The organism is Paenibacillus andongensis, from assembly GCF_025369935.1.
Taxonomy (GTDB): domain Bacteria; phylum Bacillota; class Bacilli; order Paenibacillales; family NBRC-103111; genus Paenibacillus_E; species Paenibacillus_E andongensis.
In genome coordinates, this window is the sequence record NZ_CP104467.1 from 4,748,667 (window position 1) to 4,766,091 (window position 17,425).

Annotated in this window: 15 protein-coding genes, 1 riboswitch and 1 other annotated feature; of the genes, 4 read left to right on the forward strand and 11 right to left on the reverse strand. The window is 43.9% G+C overall.

The window, feature by feature from the left end:
- Positions 1–20: 20 nt before the first annotated feature.
- Positions 21–1,352 (reverse strand): MFS transporter, encoded by a 1,332-nt coding sequence (locus tag NYR53_RS21765; protein WP_261301256.1) that lies wholly within the window; start codon positions 1,350–1,352, stop codon positions 21–23.
- A 196-nt stretch (positions 1,353–1,548) separates the two neighbouring features.
- On the opposite strand from NYR53_RS21765, the gene NYR53_RS21770 reads away from it, so the two are divergent.
- Positions 1,549–2,316: a sulfite exporter TauE/SafE family protein gene (locus NYR53_RS21770; protein WP_261301257.1), complete on the forward strand. Its 768-nt coding sequence runs from the start codon at positions 1,549–1,551 to the stop codon at positions 2,314–2,316.
- A gap of 116 nt (positions 2,317–2,432) precedes the next feature.
- On the opposite strand, the gene NYR53_RS21775 is transcribed toward NYR53_RS21770, so the two are convergent.
- Together NYR53_RS21775 and NYR53_RS21780 are read right to left on the reverse strand one after the other, a co-directional pair.
- A complete protein-coding gene (locus tag NYR53_RS21775) occupies positions 2,433–3,176 on the reverse strand; it encodes an ABC transporter permease (protein ID WP_261301258.1) in 744 nt (247 codons plus the stop codon).
- Entirely contained in the window at positions 3,176–3,829 is a 654-nt protein-coding gene (locus NYR53_RS21780; RefSeq protein ID WP_261301259.1) for an ABC transporter ATP-binding protein, read from the reverse strand. Before NYR53_RS21780 ends, NYR53_RS21775 begins: the two co-directional genes overlap by 1 nt.
- Positions 3,830–4,077: 248 nt before the next feature.
- Here NYR53_RS21780 and panD point away from each other — a divergent pair, with 248 nt between their 5' ends.
- The 3 genes from panD (at position 4,078) to NYR53_RS21795 (ending at position 6,582) form a co-directional block, all read left to right on the forward strand.
- Complete coding sequence (gene panD / locus NYR53_RS21785; protein ID WP_261301260.1) at positions 4,078–4,476, forward strand: aspartate 1-decarboxylase; 399 nt, start codon at positions 4,078–4,080, stop codon at positions 4,474–4,476.
- Positions 4,469–5,218, forward strand: a complete 750-nt coding sequence (locus NYR53_RS21790; RefSeq protein WP_261301261.1) for a YheC/YheD family protein — start codon at positions 4,469–4,471, stop codon at positions 5,216–5,218. The genes panD and NYR53_RS21790 overlap by 8 nt, the downstream gene beginning before the upstream one ends.
- Before the next feature lie 158 nt (positions 5,219–5,376).
- On the forward strand, positions 5,377–6,582 hold the full coding sequence (locus NYR53_RS21795; protein WP_261301262.1) for a threonine synthase: 1,206 nt from the start codon (positions 5,377–5,379) through the stop codon (positions 6,580–6,582).
- Between the two features lie 136 nt (positions 6,583–6,718).
- Here NYR53_RS21795 and NYR53_RS21800 read toward each other — a convergent pair whose 3' ends face one another.
- The 8 genes from NYR53_RS21800 to NYR53_RS21835 form a co-directional block, all read right to left on the reverse strand.
- A complete protein-coding gene (locus NYR53_RS21800; RefSeq protein ID WP_261301263.1) occupies positions 6,719–7,354 on the reverse strand; it encodes a hypothetical protein in 636 nt (211 codons plus the stop codon).
- 90 nt (positions 7,355–7,444) lie between these two features.
- Complete coding sequence (locus NYR53_RS21805; protein WP_261301264.1) at positions 7,445–7,594, reverse strand: hypothetical protein; 150 nt, start codon at positions 7,592–7,594, stop codon at positions 7,445–7,447.
- Between the two features lie 61 nt (positions 7,595–7,655).
- The gene (locus NYR53_RS21810) at positions 7,656–7,817 is read right to left on the reverse strand and encodes a hypothetical protein (protein WP_261301265.1); all 162 of its coding nucleotides are present in this window, start codon (positions 7,815–7,817) and stop codon (positions 7,656–7,658) included.
- 119 nt (positions 7,818–7,936) lie between these two features.
- Complete coding sequence (locus tag NYR53_RS21815; RefSeq protein ID WP_261301266.1) at positions 7,937–9,823, reverse strand: arginine--tRNA ligase; 1,887 nt, start codon at positions 9,821–9,823, stop codon at positions 7,937–7,939.
- 73 nt (positions 9,824–9,896) lie between these two features.
- Positions 9,897–10,117 (reverse strand) — a binding site (T-box leader).
- Between the two features lie 48 nt (positions 10,118–10,165).
- Positions 10,166–11,032 (reverse strand): EamA family transporter, encoded by an 867-nt coding sequence (locus NYR53_RS21820; protein ID WP_261301267.1) that lies wholly within the window; start codon positions 11,030–11,032, stop codon positions 10,166–10,168.
- Positions 11,033–11,089: 57 nt separating this feature from the next.
- Positions 11,090–13,324, reverse strand: coding sequence for a GDYXXLXY domain-containing protein (locus tag NYR53_RS21825; protein WP_261301268.1), 2,235 nt, complete (start codon positions 13,322–13,324; stop codon positions 11,090–11,092).
- 168 nt (positions 13,325–13,492) lie between these two features.
- On the reverse strand, positions 13,493–15,229 hold the full coding sequence (locus tag NYR53_RS21830; RefSeq protein WP_261301269.1) for a methyl-accepting chemotaxis protein: 1,737 nt from the start codon (positions 15,227–15,229) through the stop codon (positions 13,493–13,495).
- Positions 15,230–15,235: 6 nt separating this feature from the next.
- The gene (locus NYR53_RS21835; RefSeq protein ID WP_261301270.1) at positions 15,236–16,906 is read right to left on the reverse strand and encodes a pyridoxal phosphate-dependent decarboxylase family protein; all 1,671 of its coding nucleotides are present in this window, start codon (positions 16,904–16,906) and stop codon (positions 15,236–15,238) included.
- Between the two features lie 93 nt (positions 16,907–16,999).
- Positions 17,000–17,085: riboswitch (cyclic di-GMP riboswitch) on the reverse strand.
- Positions 17,086–17,425: the final 340 nt, after the last annotated feature.

The window sequence follows — 17,425 nt, forward strand, 5'->3', positions numbered from 1 at the left end:
ATAAAGCCAGAAGACGTAGACTACTTCGCCTTCTGGCTTTTCAGATTGGACACTGAACGAATAGCAAACGGCATGGCTAATGAAAGTAAGCTTGCCACAAGTCCAAACACGAACATACCATGAATACCCGTATAAAAGATGATGGATTTAGTAAGGATTGCCCCCATAATCGTTACGCTGACCGCTGTCCCAATATTCCGTGCAAAGAGTTGCAGTGAAGTGGAAATCCCCTTCTGGTGCGCTTCTACAAGCTGCTGTGAACCGATTGTAGTAATGGTGAAGATCAAACCATAGGCAAGACCAAGCATTGTTAGTGCGCTAAACGTGTACCAAAAAGGAGTACCCTCGTGAATGAAATAAAATAAGGCGGCTGTAATGACGAGTATCATATTACCTATGACTAAAAGCCGTTTATAGCCATATCGAAGCACCCATTTTCCACCTGGTACAGCAACAGCCATCCACCCCATGGATGTACTCAGAAGTGCAATACCGCTGACAAACAACGAGTAGCCTTGATTTTGCAAGAAGAGAGGTATGAAGCTGGAAGCCCCAAAGAGAGCCGCGCAGCTGAGAAATGAGCTTGCAATCATAATGGCCACCGGGCGATTGCGCAGCAGATTTAAGGGAACGAACGGCGCAGGATGCTTCCTTTCATATAAAAAGAAAGCAATCATACATAGGCCTCCTAGCGCGCCATACATGTAACTATAATGCTCAACTGCTGTAGTAAGCAGCAAAAAGGATATACCACAAGCAAACAAAATTGCTCCGCCATAATCGACCACTGCTTTCTTTGGTTGATACACTTCCTTATACGGCTGTAAGGTAAGAAGTGAAACGATACATACCGGTATATTCACGAAAAAAATCCACCGCCAACTCAGGTAGGTTACGAAGAACGTCCCCAGTAGAGGTGCTAATATGGCAGATAAGCCCCACATCCCTGTGAAATAAGCTTGTACTTTACCTCGCTGCTCAACCGGATAAATATCTCCCGCAATGATGGCAGGAAAAGGCATCATCACCCCTGCACCAATCCCTTGTATCGCTCTGAATAAGATCAGCTGCAGCATGTTCTGAGATAGACCGCAGAGCACAGATCCAAAAAGAAACAATAGTATACCCGCTGCAAAAATCCGTTTCCGCCCAAATAGGTCAGATAATCTGCCTGCTAATGGTGCTAATACAGTTGAAAGAACCATATAAGAGGTAAATGCCCATGCGTACAAGTCATTGCCGCCAATTTCTTTCACAATAATCGGCATGGTGGTATTCGCAATCGTGGTATCGATAGACGACACCAATACCGCCAATACAATACTCACCATAACCGTTGTTCGATTTCTCACGGATGTCCCCTCCTACATGCTGACTTTTTTCACATCCACATATTGTAACTGATTCCAGTATGGATGAATAGCATGTGCAGAGTACGAAGATGTCAATTAACAAAGCAAATTAAAAATTTCCTTTACATAATGCTTTTCTATATAATAAAATTAATCCAATGTGGTTAGTGGGTAATTCGATTGGGGACATGACAACATGACTTTAACTGTTTTATTTATGGGTGTATTTGTTGGTTTTATGGTTGGATTGACTGGTGTAGGCGGAGCTTCGCTGCTCACCCCCATTTTGATCCTGATTGGTATTAATCCTTCAATTGCCGTAGGAACAGACCTTCTTTATAATTCGATTACAAAGCTTTTTGGCACGATTCAGCATTGGCGGCAGAAAACGATTGATTTCAAGCTGGTTAAAATGCTGGCCATGGGTAGTATTCCAGGTGTAACCGCAGCCGTTATTTTTCTTAAATTATTCAATTCGTTCTTTCATAATCAGGAGATCATTATCAAGCATGCTCTTGGTTATGTCTTGATTCTGGTAGCGTTTGCTACCTTGTTTAAAGTTTTCTTCGGCCACAAGATCAAAGAAAATCGCTGGCAGCTCCAGTCTTTGAACGAGAAGCAAGGACTAACGATTACAATTGGTGCTGTACTAGGTTTTGTTGTCGGACTTACGTCCATTGGATCTGGCTCCCTGTATGCGATTGCGATGCTTTACTTTTTCCGTATGAACCCTGCTCAGCTCGTAGGCACTGACATCGCTCATGCTTTCTTCCTTGCGACAACAGCAGGCATTCTTCACGCAAGTATGGGAAATGTGAATTATACACTCGTCCTCAATCTTCTTATCGGTTCCATTCCCGGAGTCGTTATAGGCAGCATACTATCCACCAAGGCACCGACCAATTTTCTGCGCACGATTATTGCAAGTCTGGTATTAATTAGCGGCCTTAAATTAATAGGATGAAGTGCAGCAGCAACCGTTCATCCATACAAAGAAGCGTCCGAGTAAACCAATCGGACGCTTCTTGCTGCTCTCACATCATGTCGTTTTGTGCGGTTCCCCAGGAAATATCCGCTCCTTTATTTCAGCGTCATTTCCCGAGTAAACCACAATTTATAACTAAGTATGCTCAATATGATACTTGTAATAGCCGCTGCTGCTGTGAAAGCAAACAGAATCAACATTTGATAACGAACCGCCTCCACAGGATTTGCGCCTGCAATAATCATCCCCGTCATCATGCCAGGAAGTTGAACGAGTCCAACTGTTTTCATTCCGTCAATCGTCGGAATCATGCTGGCCTTGACAGAGCGCTGCAGTGATTGCTGAATCGCCTGTCTAACCGAAGATCCGAGAGCAAGCAGTGCTTCAATTTCCCCGCGTGACGATTGCACCTCACGGTTCATTTGATTCAAAAATAAACCACAAACGATCATCGAACTACCAATGGTCATCCCACTAATTGGGATAATGAATTGGCTCGTTGGCTTGATAATATGTAAACCGAGCATAAGTGACATTGTTAACGTTTCCGTTACAGCAATAGCTGCCGCTATTCTCCAATTTATCCCCTTTAACCCTTCTCCGCGTTTGCCCGCATTGTGTGTAGCAACCACAATCATAATCGCAATGATCATAAAGATAAGTCCCCAATGCTCCGTCTGAAAAACAAAATGAAGCACATACCCAATGAACAACAGCTGCAAGGCTCCACGAATGGTTCCCACAGCAATGTCCTTCTCAAGCCCAAGCTTCTGCCATTTCGATAAGGCCATCGTAATCATGACAAAGGTCAATGTAAAGCCTAAAGCTAGCGTAGACACTACGAATCCATTCCCCCTTCAATTAAGGATGAATCCGACCATTCCAACGTGTCTTCCGGTACAGATTCAGATAATGATCCACGATTCAAATACCAGAACCGATTGCCAACCCTTTTGGCTTGCTCCATTTCATGCGTTACCCAAATAAGCCCGCCTTCCCGCTCATCAAGCCAATTCATCAGTGTATTTTCTACAGCTTGCTTGCTGTGCGAATCCAGCGCAGAAGTTACTTCATCAAGTAAGAGGATATCCGGTCCTAGCAGCATTGACCGCACGAGTTGAACCCTCTGCTTCTGTCCTCCAGATAAATCAGCCGCCTTCTGAGACCAATTCAGGTCACCGAGGCCAACCTGCTCCATCAAGCTTAGCGCCAATGATTTATCGAAATTACGCTGATGCAGTTTACTTACCAAAGCTAGGTTGTCAGCAACCGTAGTAGGCAGCATAACCGGCTGTTGGGGGACATAGCAGACCCTCTTCCGCCATTCACTTGGTCCCCAGCTCGCAACAAGTCGTCCATGCAAGGATAAGCTTCCGCCATCCATGCTTTCCAAGGTGGACAAAATTCGAAGCAGTGTACTCTTCCCTTGGCCGGAAGGACCCAGAATCGCGATACGATCTTTGGACAATACGTTCGCACTTATTTGCTCCATTAAAGGCGTCAGCCCTTCGTTTGGATGCTTCTTATGTAGATTTTCAATGACCAGAATAGGCTGCAGAACGCTTCACTCCCAACTACCGAAGTTTTACATATATCCGTTTAATTAGTATATCACAGCCATAATTCTACGTGACATTTACCCATTTTAAATGGGAAATAGACTTTAGCCTACACCTAGAGACCGGCCTTAGGCATACTTTGTGATGAATACCCAATGTGATGATAAAGGAGCTACTGCAAATGCAGCGACTAATGTGTAAAGGGAAGATCCACCGTGCGACGGTAACGGAAGCCGATTTGGATTACGTGGGAAGCATTACCATAGATGGTTTATTGATGCGCAAAGCGAATATTTTACCCTATGAAATGGTTCAAGTTACTAGTCTGCGAAACGCTACTCGGTGGAAAACATACGCGATACCTGCGCCTGAAGGCTGCGGCAAGATCGGTTTGAATGGTCCCCCTGCCCACCTTTTTGCTCCTGGCGACCTCGTTATTATTCTTAGTATGGGACTTATGAATGAAACCGAAATAAACGGCCTCAAACCTCAAGTGGTTTTCGTTGATGAACGCAATCAGCTGCTCAGAGTTGAAGAACATGATCTCGTTATTCTCAAACAAGTGAAACCCAATGACTAAACCAAACACAAGCAAATGGACCAAATATAAGCTGCTGCGGAAATCGTCTAAACTGAGAGTGAATCTTCCAGAAACAGCATGGCTGCGAGAGAGCTCTTTCTGGCGCTTGATAAAAAAATACGGTGAGGTCATCATTAAACCGACTGGAAGTTATGGGGGCCACGGTGTCATTCGGATTAAAAAGATGGATTCTTCCATATATGAGGTACAGGATGGCGCTACGAAGAAAAACTTCACCCAACACAGCCAATTAAACGCTTATATCAAAAAGCAAGCGAGCAAGAACAACATTATTCAGCAGCGAATTCCACTTGCCACTGTGAATGACCGCCCTTTTGATCTCAGAGTGATGGTGCAGCGCCGGCTCAATTCTCCTTGGGAAGTAACCGGTAAGCTGGCCAAAGTGGCTGGGAAGGGTTATATCGTAACGAATATTCGCCTGAGCAGCGGTAAAGTCGTATCGGTGGAGCAAGTTCTTAAAAACTCGATGCTCAAAAAGATGCGGGCTAATGACCTCCTCTCACAGCTCGATAAAGTTGCTCTACATGCAGCTCAGAAATTAAGCCCTTATTACCCTTGGGTGCGGACGATGGGAATTGATATGGCTTTGGACAAAGATGGAAATGTATGGATTATTGAGGTTAATTTTATTCCTATGCTTGAGCTGTTTTTGAAACTGAAGGATAAATCGATGTTCCACAAGATGAAGTCATTTGGCAAAACCAAACCAAGAAATAAATGACTCAAAAAAAGAATAAATTAGAAAATAAAATAAATCAAAAGACACAAGCCGTTTCCTTCCTCACTTCTTGGTAATAGTCTAAATAAGAGTTTGAGGCAGCAATACTCAAATTACAACTACGATAGTTTTCCTGTTGAAAACTTTGAGGAGGCCCGGAGATGAATCGATTAGGGCTTTATTGCTCACGATGTTCTGCAAGGCTCCCTTTCCGCTATCAAGAAATGAAATGCGATTGCGGCGGCACTCTATTAGTCGATTACGACTTGGAGCACATAGCTAGAACGTTAACGAAGGAAGCTTTACAAACACGCTACCCATCGATGTGGAGATATCATGAATTGCTTCCAGTGAGTAACCCTGATTGTATCGTCACCTTAGGCGAAGGCTGGACACCACTGCTGCGTATGCAGGAATGGGAGCAGAAACTGCCTATTAAACATCTATGGATTAAGAGAGAAGAGCAGAACCCTACGGGGAGCTTTAAGTCGAGAGGCTTCTCCGTCGCTGTTTCCTTACTCAAGGAAGCGGGGGCTACGAAAGCGGCCGTTCCATCCAATGGAAATGCCGCGGGTGCATTAGCCGCTTATGCAGGACGTGCCGGGATCGAAGCTTCCGTTTTTATTCCCATGGATTGCCCGCCATTAATTGTGGACGAATGTCCGTTATATGGAGCAGCCACCTTCCTCGTCGATGGCTTTATTCATGATGCAGCAGCTATCATTGAAGCTGGTAAACAAGATCAGGGCTGGGTTAACATTGGAACACTGAAGGAGCCCGGACGTGTAGAAGGCAAGAAAACAATGGGACTTGAGCTCGCCGAACAACTCGGTTGGACGTTCCCGGACGTCATCATCTATCCTACCGGTGGCGGCTCCGGTATTATTGGCATGTGGAAAGCATACCAGGAGCTCAAAGCACTCCGCTGGATTGACGGTCCCATGCCAAGATTCGTTTGTGTGCAGGAAGAGGGATGCCAGCCAATTGTAGACGGCCTAGCATGCAGCCATACTGAGAGTGCACAAGCTGCCGGAGTAGAAGCAAGTCCGACAGGCATGCGCGTACCGAATCCGCCAGACTTGGCGTTCATCCTGTCGATTGTGGAACAAAGCGGCGGCACAGCCATCGCCCTGTCCAAGAGCCAAATCGCCGAGGCCACTCTCACGCTAGGTTCGCTCGGCATCTCTTCGTCCCCCGAAGGCTCGGCAACTTGGGCAGGTCTGCTCGCTCTCTGCGACAGCGGATGGTTGCGTCCGAGTGATTCCGTTGTGCTTTTTAATACGTCGCACGCGATGAAATATGTGAAGTTTGGTTCCATCTCTGCACTTCCGATTATTAAAAGCTATGAGGAGTATCTCCGTCTGTAGGAAGTGAACTTTGACGTTTACTTGGGTTTGTCGAGCTTGTATGAAAGAGAGGGTGGCTTACTCTAGCCATTCTTAGCTCCCAATAACCAAACAAAACAGCCAGGAGGAAACCCTCCTGGCTGTTCACTTCTCAACCTTATTGACCTAGATTATTTTCTTCATATAAGCGATACATCGCTTGAATTAAAGGCTCTGCCGGGTCACGATTCAATAAATATAACGTCATTAAATATTGCAAAGGAAGCGCACACGTATTATTGCCATCTTCAACAGCTACGAAGCCTGCCTCCAGGACTGGACCATGCTCCTCATGAAGCTCCAAGTCAACATAGATCTTTTGGTCAGGGAATTCTTCACGCACAGTAGACGCGCAATAAGGAACAATATGTTTATCCAACAGCTCTTTGGCTTCATCTTCCGATTGCGGAGGATTCGGCAGCGGATGATTTTCTGGGCTTCTCAGCAAGTCGACGAAGAAGGACGATAACCACAGCCCCGCATTCGGATTCGTTTGGAAGTTTCTCATAATTTCATTCAAGAAAAATCCGCAGGATGTGGACTTTTCATCATTTTTAAGTGTGAAAGCAAACATTGGACCGTAAGTCGGATTATTGCCGATTTGCCCATCTACTTCATATTCAGGAAATTGATCTTTCATTACTTCTTGAATGTGCTGAAACCAAGTCATAATGATTTGGGCCTGCTCGCGTTCTTGATCTTGTTCTTGTTCGTTATCTACTGGAGCTTGTGTATCGATATCTTTTTCTGTCATTGTGGTTAAAGCCTCCTGAATCATTCAAATTGGCACGAATATTCCTATTGTACCGCATTTGCTCAAGATCAGAAAGCTTATGTTGCATTTTTAAGGACGAATGCGAACAACCCCGACTTCCGAAGCATTAATCGAAATGGCATTGCCTCCTTGACCGATCGTTGCACTAGCGGATTGTCCTACTCTTACCTTCGTTTTTCCATTGCTGAAGCTCACCTTTTTGACTGATTTACGCCGCATACAGAATCACCCCCTTCCCCAAACCGTATTCGCAATCATGCTGCTTACAGGGGAAGAGCGTTCAGCGCTTTTTCTGTTTCTTGAAAATTTGAATATTTAAAGCATTGCTTGCAAGTACATTGCCTTGCTTAGCCGTCGCTTTTGCCGTTTGATAAATATGAATGACAATTACATGCTTTTTGCCAATACGGTATCTATACGTTTTCACGTGAGATTTAAGCATAGACGAGCTCCTCCTCCTCTTTGAGCGCATGAACAACAGCTACATATTGCTGTAGATTATGCGCAAGAGTGACAGGTTGTCTCGGCGAGTACATAGGGTGCATTCGATCGTTTTTCTAGTTACAATCGTTTTGGCGTCGGCATACCCAGTAGTTCCAATGCTTGATGCATGGTGTCTTTATACGTTTGTGTGATCCAAAGTCGATGGGACATGCTTTCTTCACTTCCTTTTAAGACCGGACAAACACTGTAAAAGTGGTTAAAAAGCGAAGCTAGCTCGAAGGCATAATGGCACAGTAAACTAGGCGCCAATTGCTTAGTAGCCGTTTCCAGTGTTTCGGGCCAATAGGCGATGTGTCTCAAAAGTTGGTATTCCTGATCTTCCAAAAGAGTCCCATCGAACTTAGCCTCCATCCTAAGATGACGAGTATCTTTCTTCGCTTTGTCCAAAATACGATTTGCTCTTGTGTAGGCATAAAGCAAGTAGACACCCGTGTTCCCTGTTATTTCCGTCGCTTGCTCTAAGTCAAAAACAACTTCCGTCTGCAGCTGATATTTCAGCAAATAATATCGGATCGCAGCTGAAGCTATCGATCTGCTGGAAATCCCCGCTTTTCTTGAGCGTTTAGCGTCAATGACCCTTTCCATGTGATCAAGTAGGTCCGCGACTTTAATCCCAATTCCTTGGCGCCCAGACATCGCATAGGAGCTTTTGGCATCCGAAATGTCAATCCCCAGTCCTGCCGCAGTATCTGGACTCAAGGAAACGACTCCGTAGCTCACGTGCTTAAGCTGACTCGCCTGCTGCTCATAGCCCAGCACTTCTAGTGCTAGCTTCACCATCTCCTGCGGGTATTGCTGACGATAGTCAATGACATTAATGACGATATCCGCTTGCCCGATCGATTTCTTCCTGCCTTGGGAAGCTGTGGACCACAGTCCGTCTTCCCATTTTTTATAGACAAAATCATTCGGCAGCACACCGAATTTCCATAGATGATAGGCAATATCCTTCGCTGTATACGTTAAAATACCATTGGAACGAACAAGCACTTTATCCCCTTGATAATCCGTGCTTTCCCCAGCTGTAACAGCCCCTTCTTCTAGATTCTTCAGCACCCAGCAGCCTGCCAATTTCCCATCCGTCACCTTATGAAACATGTCTGTTTGCGTCAGCAGTTCGAAGGTCGAATCCCAGAGTCCCGCTCTCACAATACTGCTTTCCCAAACCAGTACATCGTAGTGAATGCCGAATTGCTTCATTTCTTCCAACTGCTCGCGAACGATCCTTTCCGCTACCAAAGCACCCATCCAAGCAAGATTGGAATGCCCGCTCTCTAGTGCATGTAGAACGGTAGAACGCTGAGCTACAAGCTCCGGCTGCACTTTGTAAGCCTGATTCACCTTCGCGTAGGTCTCCCAACAAAAGTCGCCAAAACGCTTAAAATTCTCATCTGATTGTGTTTGAAGAATGCCCACCACTGTATCTGCCAGTTGATTCCCCAGATCATCAATATAGTTATGCACCTCTACCTGGTAGCCTGCTTGTGAGAGCATGCGTGACAACGAATCACCAATACAGGAATTTCTCAAATGGCCAACATGAGCAGCTTTATTGGGATTGATTGACGTATGCTCAATCAAAATTTTTGTTTTGTTTCTTTCGTCAACAAGCCCTTTTTCAGTTCCATAATAACCAGAAGACCAGGTGTCCCAATTTAGATAAAAGTTCAGAAACCCCGGCGGCACCGCAGCTACTTTGGCGAATAAGCCCTGAACAGAGCCGCTCTTTTCTATGCGTTGTTGAAGCTCTAGTGCGATTTGCAAAGGAGCTTTACGAGCTATTTTTGCTAAAAGCATAGCTACGTTCGTGCTGTAATCACCGTGCTCAAGATGAGCTGGGTGCTCGATCAAGATTTTCAGAGTCGCAGGCTGTTCTAATCCGTACTCTTGAAATAAAACACCTACATGATACTCAATTTCATGAGTAAGAAGCTGCTGAATCATGGACAATTCCTCCTTAAAAGGATGATGAGAAGCTAATTTTACGGGAAAACGCAAAAAAGCCCCCGTCTCTACAATAAGAGACGAGAGCTGTTCATTCCCGCGGTACCACTCTAAGTGTTAAACCATTGGTTTAACCACTCCAACGATAACGGCTTATGCCGGATCTCCCTACTTCTTACATTCGGAAGACCATTTCCCAGGCCCGCTTCACTCTTGACATTCGTACCGGTTCTCACCTGCTCCGGCTCGCTGCGACTGTCCGACAAGAATTACTGTCCTGTTCACCAATGTTGCTTATGAAATTAAGAATTTACTGAATATTACAGCAATAATATTACGTTGTCAAGATGCAACTAATTTCATCATCATAATGCCAATGAATGCTAAAGCTAGACCGGATTGTTCCATTATTGAGAATTTGTCCCGCAAAACAAAGCGTGTATACAATAAGACAATCAATACATTAAGTGCAACGACAGCGGAAACTAACCCCGTTTTCCCATGAGCGAACGCATGAATAATGAAGATCATACCAATGACGTTCGTAATCCCGACGACCATCCCAAACAGGAAGGTTCTTCGTTCTGTCCAACTGGCTCGCGCAGTTTCCTTGCCGTTATCCTTTGCCCTGTCCTTCAACCACCACAATCCAAAACAGCATGTCCCAGTTGCAAACATAAAAAATAGCGTTGGAAACAATGGTGCAGAAACGATGGTTGTCCATTTGCTGGACAAATCATTCCCGGCAAAAAGAAACAAAGCAAGTACTCCCCATCCAGCTCCTTGCAGATTCTTTAATGTAATATCATTCGAGTAACGAACAAATAATATACCCACAACAATGACAAGGAAGGCAAAGAATTGCCATAAATTGAGTCGTTCATCCCAAAGCAGAAATGCGACAAAGACCACAACAACCGATGGTAAACCGGTGAGGATGGCAACTAACGAGGCTTTGCCAACCGCAAAGCCTTTGAACATACTGGCATTGGCTCCAAAGGAGAACAACCCCATCTGAACACCAATCAGAGCAGACACTGTCCACTGTTGCTGTGAAATAAGGGCGCAGCCAATGCTGACGAGCGCCCCCATGAAAAATGTGCCGCATAGCAGCACATTCCGATCGAGCGATTGCTGACTGGTCCAATGATATAGAATGCCCCGCAGCCCGAAGCTGACAGCCGCAAGAACTGAAAATATGAGCCACATGACAACGGATACCCCTCTCTTTTAAGCAAAGATCGGGTAATTTTACCACAATAATCATTATTGGACAACACTTGGTTGTAATAATAGACGCACAAGGATCGCATCGCCACCAGCAGAAACTTTTACTTCAGCAAATTTGGCATCCCGCTCATATTCATGGCCTGTTCCTTCTGGAATGAAATAAGTCTCAATCCCGTATTCAATACCCTCATAACCGACTCTGCCATTCAAGCGAACCTCTCCTGGGGCAAGAGTTTCCCCTTTTGTATATACGCGACGATATTCATATACACCTGTCGCCTGGTTCGGAGCGAGAACGACTGTAATTTTCTTTTTAGAACTGGAAGCATGATTCATCACTTCAAAGATTTCCGGCTCAGATATCGTATAGCGTAATCGTACATAATCACCCTGAATGAGAGAACGTGGATCAATCGGTTTAAGCTGCAGCTTAATCAGCTGTCCGTGAGCGAGCAGCCACTCACTTTTACCAATTTGTAAGGACATGGCCATGACTTGCAGTAGAACTAACAGAGAAATAATCCAGCGGTTCATTGCATAATTAGAGTTAACCTCTATTGATTCAATCGCTTCCAAACGATGTCTTTTTTCATACCATACCGTAAAGGCAAGAACCAAAATCCCGATGACAGCGAAGCTAATCGATTTGTGCAGAAGCTTCCAGGCCAGATCGTAGTATTTGTATACCAGGAAAGCAATCCAGAAGCCCATCGACCAAGCGTAAATCCATTTGATGTGCAATTGTTTACTAATGACCATGGCAAGAATAACGACGATAAAGAACAGAACATTGACGATATAATACCAAGCTGACTCCGCCATAAAGGTTAAAGCAAACAAAGTTAGCAGAAATGAAGGAAAGCTGCTGTAACGAATAGGTTGTCTGACTCCCGCATTTGCTATGATCTGACCACTGGCAAACATAACGAATAATAAGCCGGAGAGTACGGTAAGAACAATAATTCCGCTATCGATCCAATTGAAAAGGACGAAGGAAGCAATAATGACAGCGGCAAGGAAAAAGAATATACGATGTACCAACCCAGCAATGTAGATAAAAGCTGCAATTGTAAGAGCCATGAAAACCAAGAGAATAGGAACATTCTCCTTAAAAACAGCCGCTCCCGCGCCAAGCAGCAAGCCACTAATGAGAATCGTGTATCGCACTAATGAATTTAGTTTTTTCGCTATAATCATCGCAATGACAGTTACAATACCAAAACCTATAAGCACATTCTCCGGTTCATCAATTCCTAGTACAACTGTAACGATCCCAATGATCGTCAAGCTTCCTAGAAGCGAACCAATAATGATGACCGAAACCGTAAGGACACGGACGAGCCATTTGGTAAAATCTCCATCAGGCTTCGCTTGATCCGCAGCTTCTAGTTCTGAGCTGTTTTCAAGATTCAACTGCTTGGATGCAGGATTCCAAGAGCGAATAAAGTTCATGAATTTCACATTCGCAAAGATGAACACGATAATAAACAACAAACTGGCAATGAAAAAGAACTCGTTATAATGCTGGATAATAAGCTCGATATATTTGACTGTCACTGTGATCGAAACCCACAGACCGGCAAACAGTAGATAAGCTTTGTTCCTTGTCTTGTGTGTATAGTAAACGGCTACCGCAAGTACTAGGATTAAAGGTAAGTTCATAAAGACACCGTACTTTTCGTACGTTTGCGAATTTGAAGCTGCGACTAAAACTGCCATCCCAACTTGAAAAGAGATCCATTTGAGAAATGGCGAGTGCAATCGTCCCTTCTCAGTCAAAACATACAAGATGCCATTCGCAATGGCGATTCCGAGCCAGATGACAATTTGGATGATTTCCGCATCTGAGCTCACTCCCCAACGCCCAAAGAAATAAATCCCATAAGCGAGATGACCTAAAATATAGGAAAGTACATAATAAGGCTGCCATCTGGTTAATAAGGCAAGTAAAAATGCCGGAATGAACCATATGGCGAATAAGCTGTAACTGTCAGCATGAGAATTGTAGGTTTGCCCAATGAGTCCAACACCAACACCGAAGGATATGCAGCTTGCAAAAAGGCTTAGTTTGCTTAGAAACTGCCTGCCATTTTGACTTGAAAGCCATACGGATAAGCCGTAAAATCCCATAATGAGAACAAAGATAGGAATAAATTTCTCAGAGCGGTTTAATTTCTCCCAGTTCGTAGCAAAAAAATATACAATGGCGGTTAGTAAAGCACTAGCTCCCAATACATAGCCTAGCCCAATCGCAATAAATTTGGATTTCATGATGATATTCCCCCTCTCCCTTACTTCTAATTGTACTAGAGATGTTCAGTTTGAGAAGTACTATCTATTCCTAGTACCAGATCATTAGCCTATGGATGATTACGATTTTATGACATGAAAAAAGCCAGCTCTAGGCTGGCAAGTTATCTATTAAAGGAAGACATTAAATTAATCTGTAATCTTAAAATTTTGAACAGAGCCTTGCAGATGGGCAGCCATATCTGATAGCTGGCGAATAGCCGAAGTAATCTCCTGAATGGAAGCACTTTGCTCTTGAGCCGCAGCCGCCACTTCCTCGTAGCCAGCAGATTGTTCCTCGGTAATTCCTGAGATTTTCTGCATGGCATTAGAAATAGTCTCAAAGGATCTTTCCGCCTTCTCTAAAGTCTCGATCAAGTGATCCGTCCGACTCGTGAAAACGGAAATACCATTAAAAATAACTTTAAAATTTTCATACGTATCGTTAATCCAGCTTTGACCTTGTTCGACAGCTTGGTTCCCCTGAACAATGCTCTCCATGACAAGAAGACTGTCATTTTGGGTACTGGAAACGAGCTCGGTGATCGAGCTTGCGGCTTTCGTCGATTGCTCCGCCAGCTTCTTCACTTCACCAGCTACAACAGCAAATCCTTTCCCCTGTTCGCCAACCCGTGCCGCTTCAATGGATGCATTCAGAGCGAGCAGGTTCGTTTGCTGTGCAATTTCGGTAATGATATGAATAATTTCTCCGATTTCCTTCGAGCGGTTCCCTAGCTGCTGCGCGGCTTCTTGGGAATGCTTCATCTCTTTCTGAATCACATTCATCTGATGTAATGTCTTCTCAACAAGCTGCTGGCCGTCTGCAGATTGTGCACCTACCTTATGGGCCATCTCCTGCATCTCTTTGACTTCGGATGTTACTTCTGATAATTCCGTATTGATCTCAACGATGGATGAAGTACTCTCTGAAATGGAAGAAACAACTTCAGCAACCCCTTCGTTCATACTGTTCATAGAAACGGCAACCTGACCAGCACTTGAGCTGGATTCGTCCGCAGACTGATACAATTGCGCGCTTGTATTGGTAATGAGGTTGGAGGATGAAAATATTTGACGGATTAGAGAATCTAAATTCTGACGCATCTCATTAAAAGCATTTGCCAATTTACCGATCTCATCTACTCGCTGGATCGAGACTTGTGCAGACAAATCTCCGGCAGCAACCTTCTCAGTTACACGCATCAATTGTTTGACCGGTTTCGTCACACTTCGGCTTATGAAATAAGCAATCAGGCCGCCTAGAACGATAACGATCAAGGTAATCGTAAAGGTTGTCCATAACAATTCTTGCTGCGTTTTGGGAACGACCGAGGCGTCTAAATCAATGCCGACAATTCCGACGTTTTCGCCTTTACCGTTTTTGAGGGGAACAAAGACGGATTTATGTATGCCAAATTCATCCTTGTAAATCTCACTGATCGTTAATTTATTTTCTTTGATCGCGCTGTTCATCTCAGGTGTAAAGGGATACTCGGAGCCGTAATCTTCATCAACGCCGGTTAAAATGACAATTTGATCTTTATTTTGAACTTTCTGCAGGACATAAACATTCTCAAGAGAGTCTTGCTTTTTGAATTGTTCAAATTGCTGTTTAATTTTGGTATAGGCCGGTTTATCTTTGCCTGTAATTTCATCCGCATGTTCGGGAATTGATGTCAAATATTTCGAAACATTTTCAATATTGGTCGTTAATCTCAAAACGAATTGATCTTCAAGCTTCGTTGTTAATTTTTTGCTGGTCAAATAGCCAGAGACGGAGAATGCCGCACAAACAAATATCAACAGCAGTATGATACTGCTTGTCATCTTTACCGCGATTTGCCCTCTGAACCAGTTTATTATTTTTGTTGGAGCATGCTTTGCCACCTTCAATTACCTCCCGCTTAAAATCGATGTTTCCGAATATTTCTCGTAGACTTGCGCTACAGTTTCCTTCAAATATTGAACGATGTCATGTACATGTTTGGTCTCCGTATAAGGGGAGATTACAAAAATCTTTGTCGCGTATAGAGCAACAGAACAATCATCCTTCGTTTGAACGAGCAGATGCTTTTTGGTATCACCAAAAAATATACGGTCGCGATGATTCCCTAACATTTCGAACAAACGCTCGTTAAATTTATTATTCCGTTCAATTTCCTTAACCGTGCATGTACCCGAAATTTCTTCCTGAAAATGTGGGCTTTCTTCCGGATATATACGAAAAAGTGTCATAATGCCAGGGTTGTCGTTATTAACGATTTCAGCTTGCGGAATTTCTTGGCGCAGCGCTTCCCTGAAAGCAAGATTAACCTCAACGAACTGGGCTAGCAATTGCTGATACCCTTGAATGCCGAATGCAAGCAATGCGCTGTATATACTGATGGAGCTAGCCATGCGCGAACACTCCAACGTATATCCGGTATGATACTGACCGTATCCCCGATGTCCTACATAGGGGGTTTCATCCGAATGCAGATCCATTAGTGTTAAATCGGCGGCATCCTTGACCAGGAACAGACTAGTCAGGTAAGGGGTTTGCCCTAGCTTTTGAAAATCAAAACAAAGCGAGTCGGCCAAATGCAAATGCCTCATCTTGCTTTGGATAGCCATTAAAGCCTGAGCGACATCTTTCTTAAATTCGAGTGGATTGGCGTTGAAATCATAGTCATTAAAGAATGCAAAGAAGCCACCTAATGCAGAGTCTGCATGAATATGCGGTCTATGTAACCCATGGTGAACGGCTAGCTTGTCAGACACAGCATAAATTTGTTCCAAATCGTCAATCCCCATGGCATCCGTCGTTCCTGTCGTAGCTACAATGTAAATCGGGATCCCACCCCGTGCGATCACTTCTTCCATTTTCACTCTGAGATCATTCACATCCATGGAGCTGTCTGCATTCGTGCGAACTCTGACCAATTTATCGCTCCCAATGCCTACTGCCTCCATAGATTTAAACAAGCTGTAGTGAGCGGCATCGGAACAAAAAGCATACAAGTTATCGGGAACACCTTTTTGCAAGGCGTCCGGAACGAATTTGGCGATCGCTATCCGGAGTCCTGAGAATACAGCTCCTTGTCCGCCCCACGTCGTATACCCGCCGCTTTTCAGCGCATCATAGCTTATTAATTTGGACATCATGCTGATTACCCTAACTTCCGCTTCAGCTCCGGCTGGGCCGTATACATCCCATAAATTGTTGCCGTTAACCAAGAACGCCGCAATCATGCCCATAATACCCGGGATGCTAGCCATCGGTAAAATATTCGTCAAGAAATTTTTCGTATGATAGGGATGATCATGCAGCAATTTCAATAACTCTGTATTAACTTCCTCTAGGGGGACACTGCCATTAGGGATGGAGCTATCTCGAATAAGATTGTTATAGAAAGTCCCTGTTCGATTTTTCTCGCCTTTAAGATTGACGCCGTCCGGATTTTTGAGATCATCCACTCCTGTTACTAATTGTTCAATGAGCCGCAAAACCAGTTGACGCGTTTGTTGGTTTCCATCCTCACTGGGGAATAATTGCTGAACATTCGTAAGTCTTTTCTCTCTCATTATTTTCTCTCCTATCGATAGAATTGCTTGAAGAAAATGTTCACAAAAAAAAGGAGAAACACAGGCATAAATGCCCTATTCCACCAATTGCTACAATGCAACTGGCTGACATATCCTTGTTGGATGTAGTCCCTCTAGTTTTGCGTCCCTATTTTTCAATAGGTTTGCCATTATTAAGTTGTAGGTGAAAATTCCCATCTTCGACAATAATCGACAGCAAAACTTTACAATTTTATACATTAGTATAGTATAGTAAACTAAATAAAACAACACAATTTTCCATTATTGTTTGTAAAGTTATTATATTGTAACTAAATTGCTTTTTTAACATAATTCAAATCAATGGTAAAATAGTATCAACATTCTCTTTTCAAGACAGTTATACCAGTCAAATTATGCAATAAACCGATAGAATCTTCCGGCATCTTTCTAGGACTATTATCATGCATATACAAAAAAAAGCTTCGTCACGACTTCCTAACAAGGAGTCCGACAAAGCTTATTTCAACCCTCAATTGC

Coding starts and splice junctions, on each gene's coding strand:
- NYR53_RS21770 (WP_261301257.1), top strand. CDS start 1,549: ATGACTTTAACTGTTTTATTTATGGGTGTATTTGTTGGTTTTATGGTT.
- NYR53_RS21780 (WP_261301259.1), bottom strand. CDS start 3,829: ATGGAGCAAATAAGTGCGAACGTATTGTCCAAAGATCGTATCGCGATT.
- panD (WP_261301260.1), top strand. CDS start 4,078: ATGCAGCGACTAATGTGTAAAGGGAAGATCCACCGTGCGACGGTAACG.
- NYR53_RS21790 (WP_261301261.1), top strand. CDS start 4,469: ATGACTAAACCAAACACAAGCAAATGGACCAAATATAAGCTGCTGCGG.
- NYR53_RS21795 (WP_261301262.1), top strand. CDS start 5,377: ATGAATCGATTAGGGCTTTATTGCTCACGATGTTCTGCAAGGCTCCCT.
- NYR53_RS21800 (WP_261301263.1), bottom strand. CDS start 7,354: ATGACAGAAAAAGATATCGATACACAAGCTCCAGTAGATAACGAACAA.
- NYR53_RS21805 (WP_261301264.1), bottom strand. CDS start 7,594: ATGCGGCGTAAATCAGTCAAAAAGGTGAGCTTCAGCAATGGAAAAACG.
- NYR53_RS21810 (WP_261301265.1), bottom strand. CDS start 7,817: ATGCTTAAATCTCACGTGAAAACGTATAGATACCGTATTGGCAAAAAG.
- NYR53_RS21815 (WP_261301266.1), bottom strand. CDS start 9,823: ATGATTCAGCAGCTTCTTACTCATGAAATTGAGTATCATGTAGGTGTT.
- NYR53_RS21820 (WP_261301267.1), bottom strand. CDS start 11,032: ATGTGGCTCATATTTTCAGTTCTTGCGGCTGTCAGCTTCGGGCTGCGG.
- NYR53_RS21825 (WP_261301268.1), bottom strand. CDS start 13,324: ATGAAATCCAAATTTATTGCGATTGGGCTAGGCTATGTATTGGGAGCT.
- NYR53_RS21835 (WP_261301270.1), bottom strand. CDS start 16,906: ATGAGAGAGAAAAGACTTACGAATGTTCAGCAATTATTCCCCAGTGAG.